This window comes from Thermosporothrix hazakensis, assembly GCF_003253565.1.
In the GTDB taxonomy this organism is placed as follows: domain Bacteria; phylum Chloroflexota; class Ktedonobacteria; order Ktedonobacterales; family Ktedonobacteraceae; genus Thermosporothrix; species Thermosporothrix hazakensis.
This window is the reverse complement of the sequence record NZ_QKUF01000015.1, coordinates 60,282-84,614: the sequence shown is the minus strand read 5'-3', so window position 1 is coordinate 84,614 and position 24,333 is coordinate 60,282. Positions and strand designations below refer to the sequence as shown.

Sequence of the window (24,333 nt, the reverse complement as noted above, 5' to 3'; positions counted from 1 at the left end):
TTCTAGTGCTATGCGGAATCGTAAGACGTTGCGCGAAGGATTGCGACATGTTACAGCGTGGCAGATTCGAGCTCTTGCACTGGTACTACTGGTCGTGATTGTCGGAGGAGGGACGCAGGCTTTAACGCGTGCCCTGGCAACCCGGGTCAGTAGCGAAGTGCAGAAGCCTGTTGTTACTCAACAGGAGGAAGAGCCTCGTTATCAGGCCTGCCTCCTTGTGCCTACGGTGGACCCTCTTTTAAAAAGAGTGAAAATCGAGCAATTTCCTGTTGTTGTGTCTTCGCCCTCGCAATGTGAAGAACCGAATAAGTAGCTTTATTTTGATATGTCTCTGTAGAGCGGAGCAGCTTGCAGTACTTTCCTGCAAGCTGTTTGGCTGTAAGTGGGATGGCTTGTTAACAGCCATCCCACTTTTGTTACTCCTCGGCGGATGCGTTGGTTTCTGATGGCGTGGTGTACTGATGTTTGGTAACTGTGGAAGGCGTGAACTCGATATCGGGGAGACGATAATGCATGCGACGTCGGCGCAGGAAGAGCAGCACTGGAACAATAATTAGCGCGGCGATCAGTACATACGATGTGATACTGACAAGCGTTCCCCAGATGGGTTCCTGCTGTGCTGGTGCGCCGACCAATGGCGGATAAAGCCCGGTGATAATAAAATTCGGCTGCCCTCCCACAAAGATCGTATTGGTGATCGTCCGCCCCGGGACGTCGAGCATTGCCACATTGCCTCCCTCAAGCGCCACAAAACCAAGCAGGCCATCACTGGTAATGGCGACTGATTGAGGCTGCACGCCAATGTTAATCACCCGGTTTGGCTCGCGTGGCATTTCAAAGCCGGGAATGACCGGAGCCAGCACCAGTAGACGGTTCTTTTCCTGCTCGGGCACATAGATTTCCCCGGTTGTCTCGTCGTAATCCATCGAGCCATACTTACCCCCGGCGATCACCTGCACCACCTTATGCGTACTGATATCGACCGCTACAATGCTTCCTGCTCGGGTGGTCACATAGGCTGTGGAGCCGGGTGGAATTGAAATATACTGCGGGTTTCCGGCGATTGGCACAGGGCCAAGCTGTGACCCTTTGCTCGTATCAAAGATCTCAAGTTCCCGGTCCGTGGAGATCCAGAGCTGGTTGGCCGAGTGGGTCAGTGATGATGATGTGCGAGCAATTGCCATGCCATACACAGGACCATTGGTCTCAAATGTGCGCTGTACCGTACACGTTTTTGGATCGACTTCACGCACGCCAGAAGCACCCTTGCCGCCTGTATAAATCAGACCGGTTGAGGGATCAATGACGAGGTGAGAGGGCTGACCCGGAATATCAGTGGTGCAAATCGTCTTCCCCTCTTTTGCCCCGATGACTGAGATGCGGTCAACTTCTGGCTGCGTGACATAGAGAAGGCTGGCATCTTTGCTGAGCAGAATCGTATGCGGGTTGCCGGGCATATTAATCGTTTTTGTAACCCGTTGTTGCGCTACATCAATCACGCTGATTCCTCGGGCAGTCCCGGCCACATAGGCCAGATTAGGCGCGCCACCATCCGCGAAGGCAGGTAGCGAGCCGGGCAGGAGGAGGAGCGCGGTGAGCGCGAGTACCGCAACAATACTGAGTATTCTTTTTCTATGCATGTTCAGTCCTTTATATCCCCGACCTCGGTTGAGTTCTGGCTTTTGCATGTCTGGTGTTGACATGTTGGATCTATCTATTCCCTTTTATTCGGGTTTTGGCGTTAATGATTTCCAGCTGTTGCTCACATGATCGAAGTGAAAAACAGCGGTGGGATAGGATTCGGAAAGATAGACCTGCTCGGGATTGGCAGGGTCGGCTGTCAGGTTGAAGTAGTTGCCTTTTAATGCCGGGAGCTTGTCCCAGGTGTGACCCTCGTCGCGGCTGCGAAAGATCGCGGTGCCAGTTCGCCCGTAGAGAATGCGCGGATTACCCGGGGCGGCGGTAAGAGAATTGAGGGTATATTTGCTGAATACAAGGGAGAAGGTCTTTCCCCCATCCTTTGAGACAAAGATACCACTATCCCCGCTGGCATAAATCGGGCTTCCCGGCCCTGTTGCGGTCAATTCGTAAATGCTCCCGCTGATACCCGGGATCTTCTGCCAATGAGCGGCTCCATCGGTGCTACGCGCCAACCCATTTGGGCCCCCTGCCAGTAGGGTACCGGGAAGGCCAGGAACGGCGAGCAGGCTGGTAATCATCGGGAAGGGCAGCGGAGCCGTCTGTGTAAAGCTCTGGCCGCCATCAGTACTGACCTTCAGGCCAAGATTCCCGAGGTTGTTGAGGTAGATATAGACCTCGTCTGCTGAGCTGTTGCCCGCTGCGACGAGGAAAATATTGTTCGCTGTAATGCTCTCAGCCGCAATGCTCATGTGCCATGTAGCCCCCTGGTCTGTACTCATATATAGGCCAGGAGTGCCTTTCGAGGCTTTATCTGTGGGCTGTGAGAGCACATAGATGCGCTGTGAATCGAGCGGACTACTGACCATCGAATAGGTCATTAAGCCATCCATTATCTGTCCTGGTCCGGCGGCAACCACGCGCCACGTCGCGCCATCATCCTCTGAACGGAAGAGGCCGTAATGGGTAGCGAGCAGAATGACTTTGCCGGGAAAGACCAGGAGCGAGTGTGGATGGTTGGCGTTGGTACCAAAAACATTCACGCGTTCCTGCGGTGGGACAGAAGACTGAGCATTGTAACCGTTACAGGCACTTAACAGACAGACAAGGGACAAGAGTAAGAATGCTGCTGGAAAGGGAAGCTGTTTCCCGGTTGCTGTTCTTGTCTTTGTTCTCATCGCGATTCGGCTTTCATCCTTCTTCTGATTACCTTATGGAACGACTTCTTCGACACGTGCTTCATGCAGTGATGAATCTGGCAGACGAATCAAGACCTGGAATTGCCAGCGCCCGCTCATTGCAAGCACGTCTTCGGCTTTGTATTCTCCCGAAGCAACATGCTGGAACTCAATCGGGCTGGTCACCATTACCATATCGGGCATGGTAGTACGCAACGAAACCTGCGCGTTGGTAATTGGTTTTCCTGATCGATCAGTAAGACGCACTGTAAATGTATTTGGTCCGGAACGATTGGGGGCGATTGCAAGCTGGACGGTCACTATCCGGTCGGTCGTTTCCAGGGTTGCCGAGAATGGCCGGTTCGACACGGTCTGTGATGTCTGCTGCTGTGCTGTCGTTTGCACTGGTTCCGCAAAGACAAACATGAACCCCATACATACGAGTATCACTATAGCGGGTAATGGTTGCCAGTGCAAGCCCCGAAGCAGTTTTCTATAGAAGAAGTTCAGTTTACCTGTAAATTGAGATTCTTCTGGCTCTTGTCGTTTCGATGTTTCCTGAGCGGTTTTTGACTCACTCTGACGGAGCTGTGTGACACGCGGTATGAGGATACGCGTCAGGAAAAGCGTCAGAGCAAGCAATACAAGAAGCGAGACTCCACCGATTATCTGGCTCAGCCCATAGAGAGAGGTCCAGGAGCCCACCCCTTCAAGAAGGAGCCGAAACACCGTGCCCAGGATGAGGAGCAGGAAACCGTAAAGCTCAAACAGCGCGAAGCGCCGCAGCGTTGCCAGAAGCAGGGAGACCTGTTCTGTAGCGCCTCGCAGTTGGGGCAGGAAGACGCCAACCAGATAGAGCAGACCCCCGATCCAGAGTGCCGCCCCCAGCAGGGTTGCCCCTTCAGCGATCAAGGCATAGGTTCGGATGTTTGCCTCGTTCGCAGCAGCGGGACCGGTCAGGATGACAGTTGCCAGCAGAGCCAGCCCGAGCACAAAATTGATCCAGGTCGAGATATGCAGGAGACGGGTTGAGGGTGATTTCAGCGATGTCATCACCAGGGAGTGCATGATTGCCAGGACGGCGATGATGATACGGGCCAGCCAGAGCAGCCCGTATGAGCCGCCAAGCAGAGCGATGATGTTTGTGAGCGAGAGCGCCTGTGCCCAGTTCTGTCCCTGGATTTGCAGGGATTGCGCGACCAGCGTCCCGGCAGATGCAAGCAGGAAAAGGGTCAGCGTCGGAAAGGAAAAGTGCTGTTCAAAGCGGTTGAGCGCTTTTGTCTGAGTGTCAGCATAGCCGTCAGGCTGTCCAGAAGCAAAGGTAAGCCAGAGATGCCAGCATTGGGCTCCAAACCAGAAGAAGAGCGTTGCCAGCAAAACACATACCATGATAGCGGCAAGCAGAGACGGCAGAAGCGGACTGGTTGCGGCCCCATTTATCAGCAGGCGCTCGCCCTGAAAGGTGAGGTGTGGTGCCGCAGTCGATGCGGGGACAACACCGTTTGGTTCTGTCACGCTGAACGAGTAGGTTCCGCTCAGAATCTGCCCATTGGTTGCTGAAAAGACACGCCAGACCACGAAATAGTTTCCGGGAGGAAGGGGGGTTTGTAGCCGGGCTGTCAGTTCGTCAGGGTTTGATGGAGAAACCAGCGATATACCTCGATCGACTCGCTTCTGATGGGCATCGACGACGGCAACAACGCTCTGTCCGGGCTGTAGTGCGGTATTGAACCAGAGTCTGACCTGCGATGGAGCAGCCGAGAGCAGCGCTGCTGATGTCGGTTCTGAGCGCAGGAGCTGCGTTGTCAGAGGATGTGCACTGACTGTGCCGGGGATCATGAGCAGACCGAGCAGCAAAAAGATCCCGAGCAGGAGGCGCGGATGTGTAGCGATTCTATCCATGTTATTTCGGCGAACCTTCTATACTATTCAGGGGAGTGTGAACCACTTCCCCGGGTATACGTTACCTTTCGTTTAAACGGATTGTACAGCATTCTGCGAGGTCAAGAAAGTCTCACTTGTGCATTCTGTATGACGACAAACGGAGAGGTGTCGTCGTATAATGAAGTATATTTATGGGCATGTATATGCGTTGGAGAGGGAACGGGATCGTAGAAGCGTCCTGATGTTGTGTCGGTACAGCAAGAAGGAAAGAAGGCAAAGCGGATAGACCCTCGTGTTGATGCTGATATATAATGATGTATCATGAGAGATAATGAAAAAGTAGCTGATCTCATCGCGCTGGAAGAACTGCTACAGGTGCAGTTTCATGATCGCACACTCTTACAACGGGCGATCACACATCATTCCTGTTGTGTAGAAACAGCAGTACATGATTCATATGATACGCTAGAATTTCTGGGTGACGCCATTATTGGCGCTCACGTTGTTGAACATATCTATCGCACCTACCCCAATGCAACAGAGGGTGAGATGACCGCGCTCAAGTCGGAGGTTGTCAGTCGGCGGGTCTTTGCCCGTATCGGGCAGAAGCTAGGATTGTTTCCTTTTATTCGTATCGATCTGGCGAACCTGCGCACGTTCAATGAGCGCTCACGAGACTCGCTCTGTGCTGATGTGTTAGAAGCAATTGTGGGCGCGATCCATATTGATCAGGGACCAGAAGTGGCGCGTGATTTTATTGCTCGGGTTATTCTGCCTGTGGTGGAACAGGTCAGTCAGGAAGCCGATATCAACCCAAAAGGAAAATTACAGAAGGTCATTTTACAGCGAACTGGCAACCTGCCGCGCTATCGTGTCCTGGAACAGAGTGGACGCAACAATGATCGCGTCTTTCTGGTTGGCGTCTATGAACAAGAGCATCTCCTGGGGATGGGGAGGGCCTCCAGCATTAAAGAGGCTGGAAAGCTGGCTGCAAAGGAAGCGCTGGAGGCATTAAGAAGGAAAAATGGATAATAAGTAGCACAGAATAGATGATAGAAAAAGACTTCCAGAACTGGTATGAGATCTCCCTGTCATCCACCGAGCGCAAGCGTTGGGGACATTTTTCTACTCCGCCTTTCCTGGTCGAGCAGATATTAGATGTCTGTGGCTACAGTGCCGAACAGGATCTCTCGCGGTTACGAGTGCTTGATCCAGCCTGTGGCGGAGGGAACTTTTTGGCCGGAGCTGCCCGCCGATTGCTTCTGTATGGACAAAAGCAGGGGTTTTCTGAGCGAAGGATCCGGGCACTGCTCCGCCGTAATATCTGGGGCTTTGATGTCGATCCTGTCTCCTGTTTTCTGGCTGAGATGCAGCTTGCGCGAACGCTAGAGGAAGCCAATGTGCGCCCTTCCTTTCGCTGGCATATTCATCAGGCGGATGCGTTAGCCTTTCCCTGGGAGGACACACAGAACGTTGATCTCTTTCTGGCGAACCCTCCTTATCTTGCGGCCAAGAATACCGATCTCAGTGGCTATCGTGCGACCCATCGAAAAGGACAGCTTGATAGTTATTTGCTCTTTCTGGAGCTGGGATTGCGAATTGTCCGGCCTGGCGGCTGGATTGGGCTTGTGGTGCCGGATGCGTTGCTCGCTCGAGCCAATGCCGCGCTTCACCGTCAGCAGTTGCTACAAGAGACAACGATCCATCATATCTGGCACCTTGCGGGAGTCTTTAGCGCGTTTGTTGGGGCTGTCGTGCTGGTTGCGCAGAAATGCCCCCCCGCGGCACACCATCAGATTGCCTGGCGACGATCTTCCTGGCACAAAACAATGACGTTGTTGCAGGAGCAGCACACGTCGATCGATGTGGAGCGTGATGAGCTGGCAGAATGCCTTTTTTCTCGACGCGAGATGCTGCATGGCTCAGTCAGTCAGGCGACCCTTGTTCGTCAGCCAGGGGCTGAGTTTCGCTATCTGCTGGATGTCTCCCGAAACACGATGATAGAACGTCTTCACTCGATTACCTGTACTCCTCGCAAGCGCTCTCATGCGCCTCTGGTACTCCTGGGCGAGCTGGTTTCGATCCGGCGTGGCGAGGAGTTGAGCAAGGGCAATGAACGCTTGCTAGCCGCGTGTCCTGAAGAGGGCGAATATTACCCGGTTTTGCGTGGTGGGGTTGATGTTCGTCCCTACGCGCCGCTTCAGGCGGCCCGCTGGCTTCCCCGTCATGCTATCAGTAAGCCACTTGAGCGCTATCTTGCCCCCAAGTTACTGGTTGTCAAAAGTACAGGTAGCTTACAGGCAACCCTCGATCTGCAAGGTCATGTCGTTCTTCAGACGCTCTATTGTGTGCAATTGAAGCAGCCGGAGAGCAGCCCTGATGGGCTCGATGATCTGTATTACCTGCTGGCCCTGCTCAACTCGCGGCTGTTGCGAAACTATATCTATGTGATGCATAGCGCGTATAAGTGGGTGCAGCCGCAACTGGAGCAGCATGTGTTACGTTCGTTGCCAATTCCCTGGAATGCTGGAGAAGAGCGGGACCATATCATACAGCTAGCCAGAGAAATGCAGACTGCTTGCGGAGCGATAGGCGCCGTAGTAGAATTAAAAGAAGAGGCATTGTATGAAGAGCTGGAACAGGCAATTTACAGGCTCTATGATGCAACGCTTCATGGCAAACAAACACATTATATATTCCTGCCTCAAGTACAGAACTTGATAGCAGACAAAGGAGTCTCTTAATGGGAGAACGCCCAATACGAGTTCTGGTAGCGAAACCAGGTCTGGATGGACATGACAGAGGTGCAAAAGTGATCGCTCGCGCCCTGCGTGATGCAGGGATGGAGGTCATTTATACAGGCATACGGCAAACTCCTGAAATGATTGTTGAGGCTGCCATTCAGGAGGACGTAGACGCCATTTTGATGAGCATTCTATCCGGCGCTCATATGGCGCTGTTCCCGCGTGTCATGGAATTGCTTCGCGAGAATGGCGTTGATGATGTGCTGGTCGCCGCTGGCGGTATTTTGCCGGATGAGGATATTCCTGCGATCAAGGAAATGGGCATCAAGGGCTGTTTTGGCCCGGGCACATCGACCGAGACAATTATTCAGTTTGTGAAAGAAAATGTTCAGCCTGAGCGACTCGCGACCGAGGTATAGGTGTCACATTGCAAAACATCGTAGAACGCTTACTCAACGGTGATAGACGCGCACTGGCGCGCATGGTAACCCTGATTGAAAGTGAAGCCCCGGTTGCCACTCGTTATCTGGCACAGCTCCATCAGCATGCCGGGAAGGCGCATATCATCGGTATTACAGGCTCTCCGGGGGCCGGGAAGAGCACGCTTGTTTCGCGCCTTGTTCGCGAATTGCGCAAGCGAGAGAAGAAGGTTGCTGTTGTGGCTGTTGATCCGACCAGCCCCTTTAGCGGTGGTGCCATTCTGGGTGATCGTATCCGCATGCTGGAACTATCTGGCGACCCAAATGTGTTTATTCGCAGTATGGCGAGCCGGGGGAGCCTGGGTGGGCTCTCCGCCTCAACCCGCGATGTGGTCCGAGCAATGGACGCGGCGGGCTATGATCCCATCATTATCGAGACGGTCGGAACCGGTCAGGCGGAAGTTGAGGTTATGCGCACGGCACAGAGTGTCGTGGTGGTAGTCGCTCCCGGAATGGGTGATGACATCCAGGCAATTAAGGCCGGCATTCTTGAGATCGCTGATATCTTTGCAGTCAGCAAGATGGATAAACCCGGCGCTCAACAAACGGTAGCGGAGCTTGCGATGCTGCTCAGCCTCGATCCAAATCGCAAGAAGTCAAGCTGGCGTATTCCCATCGTGAAAACGTCAGCCCTGAAAGAGAGCGGCCTTGATGAGTTGGCCGATCGACTTCAGGAGCATCGGACGTTCCTGCACGAAAGCGGCATGATGGAGACGAGAGAGCAGCGACAGGTGCAGAGCGAGCTTCGGGCGCTGATTTTGCAGGCTGTCTCTCACGCACTCACGGAAGCCGTGAGCGAGGATGAATGGAGTAGTCTGATCGATAAGATTATCAGGCGCGAGCGTGACCCCTATAGCGTCGCGCGCGAACTGGAAGCGCGAATAGGCCTTCAGCAATCCTGAATGCGCGTCGATATAGAACTATCGGGATGGCTGAAACCTTTCAGTGTTGGAGAGCCGCCGGAACGTCCGGCGGTTCTCTTTTTGGATGAATCCGGGTAAAAAAAGAGAGCCGACATATTTCTGGATCGGTGCAGGCTGGAGAGAAAAGAAGCATGTGTCGTTTGTCGGGAAGGATGGAAAAAAGCATGAACGCTATTTCTCTGGAGTTGCGGGGACGTGATTTGACGCTGATGGTTCCCCCTGAGTTGCAGACGCTGCCACAGGAAGCGCTGCTTGATCATTTATTCGGCGAGGCTCTGCCTGCGTTGATTCGTGCCGAGGTTGAGCGCGACAGACGACAGCCGTTTCTCCGGACGAAGCCTTACTATCTGCGGTACCTCAAGGAGGCGTTAGCTGCCCGGCAGGTACCGTTTCAAGTTGCTTTTGAGGAGATGCCAGCCTTACCCTTCAAAACGGAACTGATGATGAAGCCCCGTCCTTATCAGCAGGAGGCGCTTGATGCCTGGCTGGCAACAGGCAATATGGGCGTTGTGGTGTTGCCAACCGGTGCCGGTAAAACCTTTCTGGCAGCGCTGGCGATTCACGAGACGGGGCTATGGACACTGGCTGTTGTGCCAACTATTGACCTGCTTCAGCAGTGGCGAGCCGCGCTGAGTGCTGCATTAAATGTGCCTGCTGGTGACATCGGCGTTTTTGGTGGCGGCGAAAAAGAGATCAAGCCGATTACGATCATGACTTATGATTCGGCGGCCCTGTATCCTCGGGAGCTTCGCCATTTTGGTCTGCTGGTTTTTGATGAATGTCATCATCTGCCTGCCCCGACCTACCGTCTGATCGCAGAGAGCGCGTTTACGCCGCTACGCCTCGGGCTGAGCGCAACGCCAGAGCGCAGTGATATGGCGCATGCTGATCTGGTGGAGCTCATTGGGCCGGAGGTCTATCGTCGTTCGCCTGATCAGCTTATGGAAGAGCGCTATCTTGCTCAGTTCCGTGAAATCAAGGTAGATGTGGCGCTTTCTGAAGAGGATGCCGAGCGTTATGCTGCACAGCGCAAGATCTATACCTCCTTTTTGCGAAGACGGCGGATCGTGATTCGCAGCCCCGAGGATTTTCAGCAGAAGATCATCTATATGAGTGCCCGAGATAAGGAGGCACGTGAAGCCATGCTTGCCTGGCGTGAGGCGCGAAATATCGCTCTGAACGCACCCGCGAAGTATGACGAGATCGAGCGCATCCTGCAACAGCATGTGCAAGATCAGGTGATTCTCTTCTCGGAATATAACTATGTGGTGGATGAGGTCAGTCGTCGTTTTTGCATCCCCAGTATTACATATAAGACTCCGGCTGAGGAGCGCCGTCTGATTCTTGAGTGCTTTCGCTCCGGCCGCTATAGCAAGTTGGTGACGGGCCGCGTCTTGAATGAGGGTGTTGATGTGCCTGATTGTCGAGTCGCGATTATTGTCAGCGGCAATAGCACAAAGCGCGAATATATCCAGCGCTTAGGCCGGGTGTTGCGTCCGAAAGAGGATGTCGCGCTGCTCTATGAACTGGTGACAACCAATACGACCGAGGAAGAGATAGCCCGCCGCAGACGCTAGACGGTTCTCACACACTTTCGCTAAACAGGGAAATGCCTGCGTTTCTATGAGTTCTGATTTTCATACATAATCAGAACTTCATCCAAAAGACAAATTTCTGTGTGTTCCTCTTCGTTTTTGCATTCCCTGTTGATAGAACGTATCAATCCTGTAAAGCGTCTTTTATAATATTACTATGTTTCTGATCCGTATAAAAAAAAGAAAGAAGGGTAACAGATTTCTGATAATCTCTTAATGGAAGAGTTTAAATAGTGGTGAAGGTATAATATTGTGCGAAGGATGGAGGAAAATTAGGTAATATGGTATACTAAAATGTGTCGCTATGCGATGGGTGATTGCTTGCGAAGACGCAACAGCGAGCAGAAATGGTTAAGAGCAGTGAAGCTCTCCCCCTCAACGGTGTATTCTCGATTTTGTGCAACGTAGTGTGTCTTTTCATCGTGTGATGTGTATATCAGGGAACCCCGGTCTAAGAAGTTGTTGCCACACAAAGGGGGGAAACTATGGTAGAACATTCCGCCTCGGTTGTTGTAAAAGCTCCTGTAGAGCAGGTATATCAGCTCTTTACTCATTTTAATGATTTTCCGAAATTTATGCGTTTTGTCAAGGAAGTCACCTACTATGATGAGCAGCGTAGCCATTGGGTAGTGCAGGTGGTAACAACGCATGAATGGGATGCTGTAAATGAAGACTGGATACCCAATCGACAGGTCGGGTGGCGCTCAACGCGAGGGCTACGCAATTCTGGGAAGGTGAAATTCCGCCCCATGGGGACGAATCGCACGGAAGTCGCTGTCTATATCTCATATGAGCCGCCGACCGGCCCTCTAGGAAAGCTCGGCGAGGCGCTGGGGGTCAATTCCTACTTCGAGAGCGTTTTGCAGACGGACCTCAGCAATTTTGCTCGTATGGTTGAAGAGGCTCCTCCGGGAGCTCTTGACCCGATGTCATCACATTATCTCTTCCATGAAGAAAGCGCCTTTTCTCGGGGAGTGATTACCCATCGGCAACGGGAGGCAATGGCACACGATCCTATGATGACACCAGAGGCGTTGGAGAAACGCTTGCAGCAGATCGAGCAGGAGAGGCAGGAGAAAGAGCGCGCCGCGCAACAGCAGCAGGAGTTTCTGCGTCGTCAGCTTGAAGAGAAGCAGCGGGCCTGGGAAGCGCTGCAAGCGCAACTGGCGGAGGCGCGTCGGCGCCAGGAGCAGATCACAGCCACGCTGGCCAGCGAGCCGCTGGAATCGTACGCGCCACATCCTGTATACAGTACACTGGGAGGGCGCAGCGCAGCAATGGATCGAGTGGCGCTTGGTGATCGAGACGCGCTGCGACCACGTTATGCGCTCTCGCAACAAGATCCCATGATGGCGCGTCTGCCGAAGAAGGAGCGCGATCCTGCACAGCCCTCTGTTGAAGAACTCGCTGTTGAATCACCCTGGTGGCTCTCTATTCGCGGGCCGAGTGATGTCTGTTTTCTGGGAAGTGGCGAGGAAGGAATGTCACAGGAGGCTCGCTAAACAGGATTGGAGGCTGTTCCAACAGTGGAACAGCCTCCTTTTTTGGACTTCTTGAAGGGGAAGCTGGAACCAGAAGGTTGAGCCCCGACCGATGACGCTATCAACACCAATCTGCCCGAAATGCCGTTCAATGAACGGCGAAATGAGTGAAAGCAGGAGTGCTATTATACACGTGTGCACTTTGCTGCGGACAAGAGGTCGCAGAAGCGACTTTTAGGAGAGTAACCGCTGACAGTTCTCCTGAATACGTTTCAGGTAATCATTGAATTGTTGCTTTTCCGGCTCGGAGAAACCGTCAAGAATGGCCTGCTCGGCGCGTTCGATCACTGCCCACAACTGGGCAAGCGTACGCTGTGCCGTCTCGGTTGGCGCGATCTCATCCTGCTTGTCGCTGGTATAGCGGGCGTACCCTTGCTCGATCAGGGGGGTGAGGAGCGTGGTCAGTTCATCGCCGAAGGCTCCGGTCTCGCGGGTGATCTCCGCGTGTGACAGTTTTTGGTCGCAAACAAGCATCATGAGCAGAATAGCTTGCTGGCCGGTAAGATCTGAGAAACGGCGAATATAGGCGTCAAAGGCCTGCTGAATAATACGTCCGGTCACATTGACTTCACGCCCGATATTTGAACGAATATAGTGAATCAGCATTGTCAACACCATCCTGAATTTCAGTTCGTAGAGGCTGATTCCGGTTGCTACTCCGACATTCAGCGACTCTACCTGCCCGCTCATCGGGATCTGGATAAGAATATCGGCCTGTTGTTCGATTTCCCGGGAAATGCCCTCGGTTTCGTTGCCGACAATCAGTGCAATAGGTTTGGCTTGCAGAGGAGCCATTGCCTGCAACTCGCGTGCATGCGGACTGGTCGCAATAATCTGATAGCCCCGGCGTTTGAGATCAGCAACGGTCTCAGTATCGCTCCGATAGCGCTTTACATGGGTCTCGAAGACGCGTCCACGAGAGGCATCGATGATTTTCTTATAGAACAAATCGAGGTCTGGTGTGGTCGAAACAATATCGCGGATGCCGAAGGCGCTGGCGGTACGGATGATGGTTCCAATGTTGCCATGGTCGACCACGCGATCCAGCACCAGAATAAAATCACCCATTGTGGAAGTCGGCTCGGCGGGAATCCGGGCGACCGCCAGATAGGGGATCAGGTAGGTGGTCTCGCTGATCTTCTTCAGCACACCATCGGACGTTGTATAGCAGGGAATCCGGGCCTGTGTGAGCTGGTTCTGAAGCTCGTGTCGTTCATGTTCCGGACTGAAAAAGACATGTTCCAGGGGAAAATGGGCTTCCAGCGCCCAGCGAATCGCGTCGCTGCCTTCGAGCAGGCATTTCTGGTGCCGCTGGCGTCCCGAGGCCGAATGCAGCTCACGGGCTTCAACAACTTTCGGGTCTTTGATAGATGTGATCTGAAGGCTGGTTGCTTTCATTCTCTCTTGCTCTCATCTCGACAGTACAATATAAAGGACCCCTATACTATAGCGAGAGTGTCAACCAAGATCAATCCAGTACCGGAGTTTGGGAATCATTGAGCCTTCAACAGAGACGATATTTTCAAATTGACCACCGTTGGCTTCAATCACCTTTTTCGACCCGATATTATTGACGTCGCAGGTGATGAGCACACGGGCAAGCCCTAATTTCTTCGCTTCTTGCAGGCCCAGGCGGAGAATCTCTTTGCCATAGCCCTGGCAGCGTTTGGATGGGCGGATTTCATAGCCGATATGGCCACCTAGCTTCAGATAGAAGTCGTTCAGGACCGGGCGAATGGAGAGTCTGCCAATGAATTCGTTGTCGTCAATGAGCCAGAGATCAGTAGAAGGAACCTGATCGGGAGGATAAGGGCGAATATTCCGCTGCGCCTCAAGCTTCTGGAGGAAGCCCGCAAAGTTGTTGTTTAACGTCTGGATGCTGTTATACAGATGCCGCCCTTCTTTTTGAAACTCGCGAATGGCCGCAATGTATTGATCCTTGTACTGCATGCTTGGCTCTGTCAGGAAAAGCATTGTGTCTCCTCTCCAGACCGATGGAATAGTATCCAGGGGGGTGCGCATCAGCGAGCATCTGCCTGGAATGCTTCTCCTTTATTGTACTCGGCCTTTTCCTTTCTTGAAAAGGATATCGAACAAAACCGATATATTGTTGTATAAAGCAGAAAAAAGTGTTTTTAACGAGCTCCTGAAAGCGGGCACTCCAGCTCGATCTCATCGCGTATAGGAATACCGTAGTTGCCAGTGAGGGGGATCTGTGGCTTGAGCTTGCGCGCTTCGGTGATGGGCATCACGATGGACGGCGACAAGTGTAAAGCCGCGCTTCTGATAGAAGCGAAGCGCATCAACGTTGTCGTTGCTGGTGATCAGCCAGAGGCGTGTGCAATCGGCATCGCGTGCCGCTGCTTTGGCAGCCTCGATCAGGGCAGTGCCGATGCCTCGCCCTTCCTTCAGACTCTCAAGACAGGTAATCTCGCACTCCTGATTCTGAATATGATAGGTGAGTAAACCGGCACGATTACCCTCAAGCAGCGCGATAAAGCCGGGATGGGTATCAAGGTGATGAGTCACTCCCCGTGAGATCATCAGGGTGCCGCCCCAGTGCTCATGAAAGAAACGTGTTTTCCATTCAGTATCCTGCTCTGTAAAAGGCTGAACGACGGGTTCTGTCAATGGAGTCCTCTCCTTAACTGTCTGCATTGTTCTCTCTCTATTTTTATCCTGAGAAGGCAGTCTCGTCAATAGGTTTGCGGAATAAGCCTGGGAAGCCGGACCAAGCCTTAAAGCATATTGACAGGGAAAAGGGGGCAACGTACACTGCTGGTATCTCTGAAAAAAGATGAGGAAACTGGTATGAGCCGTTTAACCCTGTTAGGAACCGGAACCTGTCAGATTGAATTTGAACGCCGTGCCTCAAGCATTCTGCTGGAACTGGATGGTTTCCCTATCCTCTTTGATTGTGGTCATGGAATCGTACAGCGTCTACTTGAAGTGGGGATACCGCACAATCAATTGCACCATATTGTGATTTCTCATTTTCACCCGGATCATGTGTCAGACCTGATCCCCTTCTTGCATGCAGGCTCATGGTCACCTGCTCATCCTCGGAAAGATGATTTGCATATCTATGGACCGGCGGGCTTGCAGCACTGGCTTGATGGCATGCGAAGCCTGTTCAGTCCTTCCAGTTTTCAGACAAAGGGCTATCGTGTTCTGGTGCATGAGCTTGAAGAGGGAGCATTTACGATTGGGCCATATCCCTTTGAGTTTCTCAGTTTGCCGCCTTCTGGCAATCATGGTTTGCGCTTTCGTTGGAATGGGAAACAGTACGCCTTTACCGGTGACTCGCACTTTCATCAGCAGGAGATTACCTTTTTACAGGGCGTTGACCTTGCGGTGATTGACTCCGGGCATCTCTCGGATGAGCAGATTGTTGAGTTGGCGGCGCGTTCTCAGGCGAAGCATATCCTTTGCTCGCACCTGTATCGAGAGCTGGATGCAACGGCATTGCAGCGAGAGGCGCGGGCCCGTGGCTACGCTGGAACGATCAGTATCGGACGAGATCTCCTGACGTTCTTCATCTGAAGTATGACCATAGTCCTGTTCATTACTGCCTTTCTCTTCTCATGCTCAGCATGTATGTCTGCTTCCGCCGTCTTCCTGTGGAAGCTCCGATATGCGCTTGTCTGTTTCGGCAGCGCATGGCATAATGAAGAAGTATTCTTCTAAAGTGCATGCATTCTTCTTATAAAAAAGTATCTGAAAAAGGCGGTAATATGTATGAGCATACAAAAGTTTCTCGGGAATGGTCTTCTCCTGTTAGGTAGTCTTGTATCAATCATCGTCTTTGTTCTTCCTACTGGAAGTATCATTGCAAATCTACAGATGCTTACCTCCTTCGCGGAGCTGATCCAACGAAGCTCGCAGGTCGGATTGCCGCAGAGTCCAACCGCAATGACGGTTGTGCTGGTCTCTTCGCTCGAAGTCGGAATTGCTGTCATTTTATTTGTGCTTGCGGTTGTGCAGTTGTTGCGCCAGAGGAGCAAGAAAACGGGACGCTCTGTCATTCTGCCATTTATCGGTATTGGACTGTGTGTGGTTGCTTTTGCTGCTCTCTATAAAGACGTGGATAATGCGCACCAGGCACTTCCTGTGCATGGCGCTCCTATTTTTGGCCTGTGGGGGTATGGTCTGGGCATCGCGCTCGCGTTGAGCGGGAGCATTGTTGAGGCTGTGCAATCGTTTCGAGCGTATGGCAGTGATGATACGCCGCTCTCATCCTCACGCAAAGGATAGAAACTGAGGTGGGCCAGAAGCGGTCCACCTCTCTTGTTTGTCTGACACTACGTTCGCATCTGAAATCGGCTCTGTTGCGGGTCGCCCGTAGTCTTATTTTGGTGCTCAGCAATCAGACCATCATTAATCTGAAGGACACGATCCGCGCTGTTATAGATAATGGGATCATGCGTGGCGATCAGCATGCCAATTTTTTCCGTGTGAGAGATATCGCGCAAGAGCTGTGCAATATCGCGTCCGGTCAGCGAGTCCAGATTCCCCGTTGGTTCGTCGGCGACGATAAAGCGTGGCTTATGCACCAGGGCGCGGGCAAGGGCGACACGTTGTTGTTCTCCCCCGGAGAGTTCAAGCCCGCGATGGTTCCAGCGTTTGCCAAGCCCGACATGTTCCAGCGCTTCGCGGGCAAGGCGGATGCGCTCTTTGCCCGGGGTCCGTGCAAGACGCAATGGCAGCTCGACGTTTTCCAGCGCGGTCAATGCCGGGAACAGATGAGCGTTTTGAAACATAATGCCGATGCTCTCTCGGCGCAAGCGAGCGCGTTCGTTCTCGTTCAACTCTTTGAGATGGTGTCCGAGCACAAACACGTCGCCGGTCGTCGGGTTATCGATGCCGATGAGAATATTAATCAGCGTGGTTTTGCCCGAGCCGGAGCGGCCTCGTAGTGCCACAAATTCCCCGGCTTGAATAATCAGATCGATGCCTCGCAGGGCATGTACAATGCCGCCCCCCGAAGGATAATCCCGGGTGATGGCATGGGCTTCAACAAGAGCCCTGGCGGTTTCTGCGGTCATGGGTTCACTCCTCGTTTTCTCTGCTTGTAGCTACTCCATGCTTGCTATTGCCGTTCGTCTCTGGCAGCAGCGGCCAGAGCTCTACATGGTCTTCAGTAATACGCACCTCAGCCCGTCCATTGAAGGGGAGCCGTTCAAGCGCTTCTTTTGGCAGTTGCAGGCGTCCGGCCCGGTCAATCAAGATCGACTCGCGATGCGTTTTTGCTGAAAGGCCGATAATGGCGCTTGCCTCCTGCATATGCTCATGCAGCTCCTCAAGCTCACTCTCGCGTCGCACCGTTTCGGTACTGGTACGACCATCGCGAATGGCTATGGTGCGGTCAACGTTGGCGGCCAGTGCCGCATCATGGGTTACGGTGATGATGGTCAGACCTAATTGCTCGTTCAGGGAGCGCAGCAGTTTATAGATCTCGCTGGCTGTCACCGAGTCGAGCTCACCTGTTGGTTCATCAGCGAAAAGCACACGGGGAGCATTTGCCAGAGCGACAGCAATCGCACAGCGCTGCTGCTCGCCGCCTGAAAGCTGGACCGGCTTCTTCTGGTATTTATCGCCGAGGCCAACCATATCGAGCAGTTCATGCGCGCGGCGCAGCCGTTGAGAGCGCCCAACGCCACTGAGCATCTGAGGGAGCTCGACGTTTGCTTCGGCGGTTAATTCGGGAAGCAGGTTCCGCCCGCTCTGCTGCCAGACCTGACCGACAATATGACGCCGATAGTGAATGCGCTGGGTCGGGGTCAGGCGCGTTAGATCGTTTCCATCAACCACGCAGCGGCCCGCACTGGGCACATCCAGACCACTGAGTATATTCAGCAGGGTGCTCTTCCCTGAGCCAGATGCACCGACAATAGAGAGCATTTCTCCGGGCAGGACTTCCAGATCAAGCCCTTGCAAGGCCACTACCTCCAGATCAGCCACTTTATAGATTTTGACCAGATTCTCACAGAGCACAATAGGTTCAGTCATATAAACTCCTTTTTTCTCAGTCTTCATTGATACGGAGCGTGGCATGCAACGAAGGCTTCGAGACGAGACGTGTCATCACGAGTAGTGCCACAAGGCAGAGCAGTGCCAGAACGATAAGCACCAGCGGAAGCGTATTCGGGAACACGATCTGTGGTGGCAAAAGATGCTGTATCGCGAAGAGCTCATTTTCTGAGAAGTGCCCTATCATTGTGGTTGGCATCGTGCTTGCAGTCAGGACCGGAGCCACTGTAAAGGCAAGCAGGACACCAAAGGCAAGCCCGAGCAGCACCGAAGCGGTATAGATAATCGCCTGTTCCCAGGTCAGCACGCTGGCTATCTGTTTGGGTGAGGTTCCCAGGGCCCGCATTACGGCGAAGTTGACCAGGCGTTTGCGTGCGCTCAGCCAGGTAGTGAGCAGGCTCCCAAGCAACGCCAGCAGGAGCGTGGTAAAAGCCCCGGCTATCAGCACTCCGAACAGGTTCAGGGTAAGCGGGTCGGTGTTTATCGCGTGAAGCAGATCGTCTCGGCTCTTCATATTCAGCAGGTTATGGCTCGATGCTGCCAGCGCTTGCTGAAATTGCTGTTGTGCCTCTGGCAGATCGTTTGTCTTGAACCAGACATAGTTGACTGGCAGCGGGGGAACCGCAAGCGTTGATGGATCGATTGGCGCTTGTCCTTTCTGCTTTCGCTCCTCGTTCTTTTGCTGCAACGCTTCCTGCTTCTGGTGCATGGTTGTGTCAGCATAGACGCGGGAAAGATTCTCATAGGAAAGCAGAATTGCGCCCGTTGAGCGCTGAATACCATTGTTGATGTTTGCGAGGGCGTCAATAGCGGGGGGGATATGCTCGACGATAGCGGCAACCTTCAGTGTCAGGTTGAGATCATCGACAAGCGCAGTGAAGGTTGAGCCCGGTGAGAGGTTAAGCGAGTCCGCCATGACGCGATCAATGAGAGCCGGGATAGGACTGCTGGCCGGTTGCTCAATGATATGTAATAGCTCAGGAAGCGGTTGGCGTGATGCCTGCGGCGGCCAGAACGCGACTCGGGCAAACGTTTTCGGATCGACAGCCTTCAGCAGGAAGGAGACATTATTATTGAAGCCTGCGGTTGCTCCATTCGATTGGTAGCCAACCGAGGCCGCAGCAATGCCGGGAAGCGCACTATATTCGCGGGTTTTCGCCTCAAGCGTGTGTTTCATCTGCTCTATATCCTGAGCGACTGGCTTGATCTCTCCGCTGATATCTGCCTCAGCCTGATAGCTGGCCAAATCATATATATGCTGAATGTTGGTAGCGGAAAAAACGAGGGTGAAAATTGCAAAGGCCGTCGCCAGAGAGAGTAACAGGGTCATGCGAAGTGGCTGACCGGGGGCACGTGAGAGCTGCGCCAACGCCAGCATCGGGGCTGCGCTTCGTCCTTGTCGTGCCAGAGAAGCGCCAAGCCGGAGCAGAAATGGGAACACGCGCAGGAAGATCAGAACGCAGGCGATCAGCAGAAAGATCGGCGCAATCAGCGAGAGTGGGCCCGCAAGTAGCGTCTCAACCTGGATGTTCAGCAGGTTGCGTGTTCCGCTCACATAGAGAGAGATGCCGTAGCCAAAGAGCGAGATTATAGCTGCGATGATATCCAGATTGAAGCGAAGCCAGAACGGTTTCTGTGTCGCCCGGGCCGTCTCATGGCGTACACTCAACACATCCATACGGCTCGCCTGCCGCAGCGTGAGCATCATTGAAAGCAGTGCCAGTGCTGCACCGATAAGCGCGTACGGGCTGGCTTCAAGTAGTGCCTCAAAGGGGCGCGTGGTAATGACGCTCAGGGAGCTCTGATACTGTGCAGGCAACAGGGTTTGTGTCAGGATAATGGTTAAGGACAACGAGAGGGGAAGGCCGAGCAGCAGCGCGGGCACATAGAGAACGATACCCTGGGTTGCCAGTGAGCCAAAGATTTGTTGGGCGCTGGCTCCCCGGCTGCGAAGAACGGCGATTGCTTCTGTTTGTTGCTCAACCAATAGTTGCCCTATCATGCTGATAAAAATCAGAATGAGGGCCACAATTTGCAGTGACAAAAGAAGGACTGGGGTGCGGGCAATTGCGATCTGGGTCTGAAACTGATCAAGGATGGTATCTGCTTCTCCGGTCGGGATCAGGCTTCCCGTCAGTTGCAGCTTGCTCACATAGGGTGGTGGTGGCAGCTTCTGACTGTCTATAAAGGTGGGAAAGGCTTCACGCAGCGTGCGCTGTACTGTCTGAGCCCGATTATTGAAATCAGGAATGGTGGCAGGTGTAAAGGCGTCGGGATTGAGATAATAGGTGTGATGATATTCGATCTCGGAGGTTTGCAGCATGGTGCGCTGCCCGGCTTCTCGCGCAAGCTGTTCAAACGTGTTTAGCAGCCCATATTCACCTGCAACAGCCGTATAGTAGGTCCAGTCGCTCGCAGGCGTGGGTTGCAGGGCCACACTGTGCCAGAAACGATCCTCCTTGTGAGCAGGCTCGAAGATGCCCACAAGCCGCATCGTCAGCGGTCGCGTGGTTGACGTGCGACTCTGTGCACTGGTCAGCATAGAAAGCTGTAGCTCAATGGTATCTCCAATCTTGAGATGCAACTGTTTGGCGCTCTCCTGAGTAACCATCACTTCAATGTGCTCGCTGGTATCGTCAGGGAGCCGGCCCCCGATCATCGTCACATGCGTTGTCAGTTGTTTGGCAGGTGAGCTAAAAATATTCATTTGATCCCCTTGTTTGCGGGGTGTGGGCCGTTCGATGGTCAGTAGTGGGACCAGAAAGCTATGCTCTTCCTCTTTAGAAAGATAGGGGCCGAGTGGCTTTTGCAGTAATTCGTGAAAACGCTGTTGTAGCGCGGCGAAATTACTGGTAGAGAGGCCATGAAGCCGGGAATCAAAGGTTAGCTCTCTATTCTGTGATGTGGTTGCCAGGGTGCTGCGCAGTCCTGCGGTTGCTGTGACAGCAGAGAACAGGGGCACCATACTCATCAGAATCGTTGAGCCCAGTATACCGAGCCCGGCTACCAGCAATAGAAAGAGGCTCTGCTTCCAGCGCCAGCGAACCAGCGTCAGAATAGAGGGCATAGTATCTTTGATGACAGGCTGTTTCTTCATCTTTGCCATACGATGTCCCTTCAGTCTTGATTTAAGCGCAGCACCTGGCTCATAGAGGGTTTGGCCACGGTGCGAAGCATCAGCCAGAGCGCAACGGCAAACGTGAGTACAAGCAGGCCAAGCGCGATCAGTAAGAGCGGTGACAGCACCGGCGTTCCCGGTATGATTTGCTGTAATGCGTAGAAATCACCGGGTGATAGCGAGCTCAATATACCAACGCGCGGGAAGCTCATATGAATCAGGTTGGGTACAATAGTGAAGGTCAGCAGGCTGCCACAGAGGAGCCCGATACAGATAGCCAGGATGTAAATAAAGCCCTGTTCCCAGCCGATGATACTGGCAAGCTGGCGCGGAGCAGTTCCCAGAGCACGCAGCACTGCAAAATTGGTCAGACGAGGGCGAATGCCAAGCACCGAGGCAATGAGATCACCAACGGTGGCTAACAGCAGAGCGGTTATTGCGCCCAGGGTTAGAATGCCAAGCATATTCAGGTTAAGAGGATCAACGTCCAGGCTCTGCTTAATCGCGCGCCGATCAAAGCTATCGTGAGAGTACTTTTCCAGCTCACTCCGCAGCGTCTTCAGCACGCTTTCGTCATCCGTCGTGCGGAACCAGAGCTGATTGATGTTGAGTGGTCTGTTCAGATTGGAGTCGCTTGAAAGCTTCTGATAGTAGTTGAGGTAAGTTTGATAGTCGAGCAGGATGCCGCCAGGAGGTGGCGGGCTATCGCTCAACTGACCGGCTGTGCTATCGGTGATCGTCGGGATATGCGCAACCTTGCCGAGCACCAGGCATTTGAGCGTGCCGTAAGGTTATTGATCTGTGCCTCAAAGGTCGCTCCCTCCTTTAAGTGCAGTTGCTGCCAGAGCAGTTCATCAACGTAGACGGGCACGACATCCTGCTGTTTGGCCTGTTCTCGTAGCGAGACGAGACGGTTCATCATCTGTTCAAGTTGTGCATGATCGGGCCAGTAGGCTGTTTGTGCAAAGGTTGTAGCATCGACTGCCCGGAGTTGCAGGAGCGAGAGCGGAATATCACCTGTGGTCCCGTTGATTGAGCCATCAGAGTTAAAGCCTGTCGAGACCGAACGCACGCCTGGCAACTGTCGTAAGCGCTGAAGGAGCTGTGCCGCGGATTCCGGGCTGTAGGTAAAAGGTAGACTCACGCGGATATCAGCGCCGGCAATATAGCTGGCTGTCTCCACCGCGTGGCGTTCCTGTGTAGCGCTAAAGACAAGCGTAAAGATGGCAAAGGAGGTTGCCAGCGAGAGCAACAGGATCATCCGGATACTTTGTCCGGGATTACGAGCCATCTGGGCTAGAGCCAGTACAGGAGAGAAGCTGTTCCAGCGGCTGGCGATGCCTGCCAGAAGCGCAACCAGTTTAGGATAGAAACGCAGAAAAAGAAATACCCCTGCCAGAATCAGGAGAATGGGTGCGAGGAGTGTCAGTGGCGTGAGTAACAGCGTTTGTGCCCTGGCATCGAGTTGGGCACTGGTGCTACCTGCGTAGATGGCGATGCCGTAGCCAAGCAGGGCGATAAGTGCGGCAACAATATCAAGATGTAGACGCATAAAGAGCGACTGGCGGCGTGGCCGCGAGGCTTCATGTCGTACTGCCAGTACGTCCATAGAGGCGCTGCGGCGGAGCGAGAAAAACAGAGTTACAAGGCAGATGAGCAGAATGATAAGGGCATAGGGAAGCGCCTGGACGAATGTCTGAAACGGCGTGGTCGTCAGCACATCCAGCGCGTTCTTGTCGGTCTCGGGTAATGCCTGTTGTGCCAGAAAAAAGGCGGCCAGGAGGGCCAGAGGCAGGCCAAGCAGCAGCGCGACCAGGCAGAGGAAAATCCCCTGAAGAAAGAGCGAGCCGAAAATCTGATCCCCACTGGCTCCCCGGCTGCGCAAGACGGCAATCGCTTCCGTCTGGTGGTCGATCAGCAGGCTAACGCTCAGGCTTACAAAGAAGAGCACAAGCGCGATAATCTGTATGGCAATAATGTTTACCGGCAAGGTGGTGACAGAAATGCGTTCTCGGTATTGATCCAGAATGCCCGTTGTCTCATTCGAGCGCAGCAACTCGCTGTAAATAAAGAGCGATCCGCCGTATTTGATCGTTGGCCGATTCAGGATGCGCATAGTGGTATTGTTGAGCGTCATATTGCCGTATTTGTTGCTGAGATAGCTCTGATAGGCTTTGAAGCGCTCTGCCAGTATATCCAATTGATCGGCGTTGACTTTGCGTGGGTCGATACTCAACCGCCAGATAGTGGCCGGGAAGCTATAGGCGCTGTCGGCAATTTGATAGATGCCCGGTTCACCTCCTGCTTTGCCCTGTGTCCCCTTCTCGTTTGCCTGATTGTAGATCTGACGCAGAAGCATGTTATCAGTCAGGAAAAAGGCCCCGCTTTGTCCGTTGCCCAGATCAATGACGGTAAAATCGTTTCCATCCCAGAAGGGGCGGTCCTGATCTGGAACCGAAAAGATGCCGACAATATGAGCCGTCACTTGCAGCTCTCCGAGCTGTGCCTTCTGCTTTTCAGTGATGCCTGGTTGTAGGGCATAGGGGAGCGTGAGATTCAAGGTTTGATTGAGATGTAGATGAAAAATATCGGCGGTGTCAGGGGTGATAATGATTTCAAGCTCTTTGCTGTGAGGATTGGGCATGCGCCCCTGACGAAGCTGAATATGTGATGGGGCAATGGTCGCGAAGTCCCCGGAGGTAACCATTACTTGAGCTGGCTTTGGTTTGAGTTTCGTGGTAAGTTGCAGGCCATAGGTATAGTGAATGGTCTCGATGTTCGAGGAGAGGAATTGGTCAAGCTGATTCTGTTGCAGCCCACCCCGAATATCATCGCGCAGCACCTCATCTACATAGGAGGAGGTAAAGGCCCAGGACGAGAACGTGTATTGTAGTTGCCCGGCGGGCTGTCCTCCGGTATAGAGGCTGCTGGTCAGGAGGTTACGCAGGCCAGCAGTAATCGTGGTTCGAGTAAAGAGTGGCACGGCGCAGGCAACCATCACCGCAGCAATCAAGCCAAGTGTTGTCACCAGAAGCAGAAATCTGGTGTGGCGAAAACGCCAGATGGCTAATGTCACGATTGAGAGCGGCTGTATACGCTGTGGATCGGCTTTCTTTCCGCCCATAAGAGTTGCAGACATGGAAAAATCCCTTCAATCAGCTGAAGAAAATAGAAGATCTACTGTTTCGCTACCCGGCATTGAA

General features: G+C 53.2%; 20 protein-coding genes. 9 read left to right on the top strand and 11 right to left on the bottom strand.

Translation table 11 applies throughout. The annotated features are described in order from the left end of the window. Positions 1-10 precede the first annotated feature (10 nt). On the top strand, positions 11-313 hold the full coding sequence (locus EI42_RS19375) for a hypothetical protein (RefSeq protein ID WP_111324285.1): 303 nt from the start codon (positions 11-13) through the stop codon (positions 311-313). Positions 314-416: 103 nt separating this feature from the next. Here EI42_RS19375 and EI42_RS19370 read toward each other — a convergent pair whose 3' ends face one another. The 3 genes from EI42_RS19370 to EI42_RS19360 form a co-directional block, all read right to left on the bottom strand. Beyond that, positions 417-1,640 carry a YncE family protein gene (locus tag EI42_RS19370; protein ID WP_111324284.1) on the bottom strand — a complete coding sequence of 408 codons (1,224 nt, stop codon included), beginning with the start codon at positions 1,638-1,640 and terminating at the stop codon, positions 417-419. An 84-nt stretch (positions 1,641-1,724) separates the two neighbouring features. Further along, entirely contained in the window at positions 1,725-2,816 is a 1,092-nt protein-coding gene (locus tag EI42_RS19365; RefSeq protein ID WP_111324283.1) for a WD40/YVTN/BNR-like repeat-containing protein, read from the bottom strand. A gap of 33 nt (positions 2,817-2,849) precedes the next feature. After that, complete coding sequence (locus tag EI42_RS19360; protein WP_111324282.1) at positions 2,850-4,718, bottom strand: copper resistance CopC/CopD family protein; 1,869 nt, start codon at positions 4,716-4,718, stop codon at positions 2,850-2,852. A gap of 303 nt (positions 4,719-5,021) precedes the next feature. Between EI42_RS19360 and rnc the strand changes: the two genes are divergently transcribed. From rnc to EI42_RS19330, 6 genes are all read left to right on the top strand, one after another. Beyond that, positions 5,022-5,732, top strand: coding sequence for a ribonuclease III (gene rnc, locus EI42_RS19355; protein ID WP_111324281.1), 711 nt, complete (start codon positions 5,022-5,024; stop codon positions 5,730-5,732). Positions 5,733-5,749: 17 nt separating this feature from the next. Continuing rightward, complete coding sequence (locus tag EI42_RS19350) at positions 5,750-7,444, top strand: HsdM family class I SAM-dependent methyltransferase (protein WP_111324280.1); 1,695 nt, start codon at positions 5,750-5,752, stop codon at positions 7,442-7,444. Further along, the gene (locus tag EI42_RS19345) at positions 7,444-7,863 is read left to right on the top strand and encodes a cobalamin B12-binding domain-containing protein (protein WP_111324279.1); all 420 of its coding nucleotides are present in this window, start codon (positions 7,444-7,446) and stop codon (positions 7,861-7,863) included. The genes EI42_RS19350 and EI42_RS19345 overlap by 1 nt, the downstream gene beginning before the upstream one ends. 8 nt (positions 7,864-7,871) lie before the next feature. Continuing rightward, positions 7,872-8,825 (top strand): methylmalonyl Co-A mutase-associated GTPase MeaB, encoded by a 954-nt coding sequence (gene meaB / locus EI42_RS19340; RefSeq protein WP_111324278.1) that lies wholly within the window; start codon positions 7,872-7,874, stop codon positions 8,823-8,825. A 185-nt stretch (positions 8,826-9,010) separates the two neighbouring features. Continuing rightward, a complete protein-coding gene (locus EI42_RS19335) occupies positions 9,011-10,423 on the top strand; it encodes a DEAD/DEAH box helicase (RefSeq protein WP_246046350.1) in 1,413 nt (470 codons plus the stop codon). A 503-nt stretch (positions 10,424-10,926) separates the two neighbouring features. After that, entirely contained in the window at positions 10,927-11,943 is a 1,017-nt protein-coding gene (locus EI42_RS19330; protein WP_111324277.1) for an SRPBCC family protein, read from the top strand. A gap of 213 nt (positions 11,944-12,156) precedes the next feature. Here the strand turns inward: EI42_RS19330 and EI42_RS19325 are convergent, their stop codons facing one another. From EI42_RS19325 to EI42_RS19315, 3 genes are all read right to left on the bottom strand, one after another. After that, on the bottom strand, positions 12,157-13,380 hold the full coding sequence (locus EI42_RS19325; RefSeq protein ID WP_111324276.1) for a TrmH family RNA methyltransferase: 1,224 nt from the start codon (positions 13,378-13,380) through the stop codon (positions 12,157-12,159). Positions 13,381-13,440: 60 nt separating this feature from the next. Continuing rightward, positions 13,441-13,956, bottom strand: coding sequence for a GNAT family N-acetyltransferase (locus EI42_RS19320; protein ID WP_170142755.1), 516 nt, complete (start codon positions 13,954-13,956; stop codon positions 13,441-13,443). Positions 13,957-14,154: 198 nt separating this feature from the next. Beyond that, positions 14,155-14,613, bottom strand: a complete 459-nt coding sequence (locus EI42_RS19315; protein ID WP_211326259.1) for a GNAT family N-acetyltransferase — start codon at positions 14,611-14,613, stop codon at positions 14,155-14,157. A gap of 180 nt (positions 14,614-14,793) precedes the next feature. Between EI42_RS19315 and EI42_RS19310 the strand changes: the two genes are divergently transcribed. Next, positions 14,794-15,525: an MBL fold metallo-hydrolase gene (locus EI42_RS19310; RefSeq protein ID WP_111324274.1), complete on the top strand. Its 732-nt coding sequence runs from the start codon at positions 14,794-14,796 to the stop codon at positions 15,523-15,525. Between the two features lie 195 nt (positions 15,526-15,720). Beyond that, positions 15,721-16,236: a hypothetical protein gene (locus EI42_RS19305; RefSeq protein ID WP_111324273.1), complete on the top strand. Its 516-nt coding sequence runs from the start codon at positions 15,721-15,723 to the stop codon at positions 16,234-16,236. A gap of 47 nt (positions 16,237-16,283) precedes the next feature. Here EI42_RS19305 and EI42_RS19300 read toward each other — a convergent pair whose 3' ends face one another. From EI42_RS19300 to EI42_RS19280, 5 genes are read right to left on the bottom strand one after another with little or no spacing between them, the layout of a single operon-like run. Beyond that, positions 16,284-17,027: an ABC transporter ATP-binding protein gene (locus EI42_RS19300; RefSeq protein ID WP_111324272.1), complete on the bottom strand. Its 744-nt coding sequence runs from the start codon at positions 17,025-17,027 to the stop codon at positions 16,284-16,286. A 4-nt stretch (positions 17,028-17,031) separates the two neighbouring features. Next, positions 17,032-17,991: an ABC transporter ATP-binding protein gene (locus tag EI42_RS19295; protein ID WP_111324271.1), complete on the bottom strand. Its 960-nt coding sequence runs from the start codon at positions 17,989-17,991 to the stop codon at positions 17,032-17,034. A gap of 16 nt (positions 17,992-18,007) precedes the next feature. Beyond that, on the bottom strand, positions 18,008-21,118 hold the full coding sequence (locus tag EI42_RS19290) for an FtsX-like permease family protein (protein ID WP_111324270.1): 3,111 nt from the start codon (positions 21,116-21,118) through the stop codon (positions 18,008-18,010). A gap of 11 nt (positions 21,119-21,129) precedes the next feature. Then, a complete protein-coding gene (locus EI42_RS19285; protein WP_137686187.1) occupies positions 21,130-21,897 on the bottom strand; it encodes an FtsX-like permease family protein in 768 nt (255 codons plus the stop codon). Further along, positions 21,840-24,269, bottom strand: coding sequence for an FtsX-like permease family protein (locus EI42_RS19280; RefSeq protein WP_111324268.1), 2,430 nt, complete (start codon positions 24,267-24,269; stop codon positions 21,840-21,842). The genes EI42_RS19285 and EI42_RS19280 overlap by 58 nt, the downstream gene beginning before the upstream one ends. Positions 24,270-24,333 lie beyond the last annotated feature (64 nt).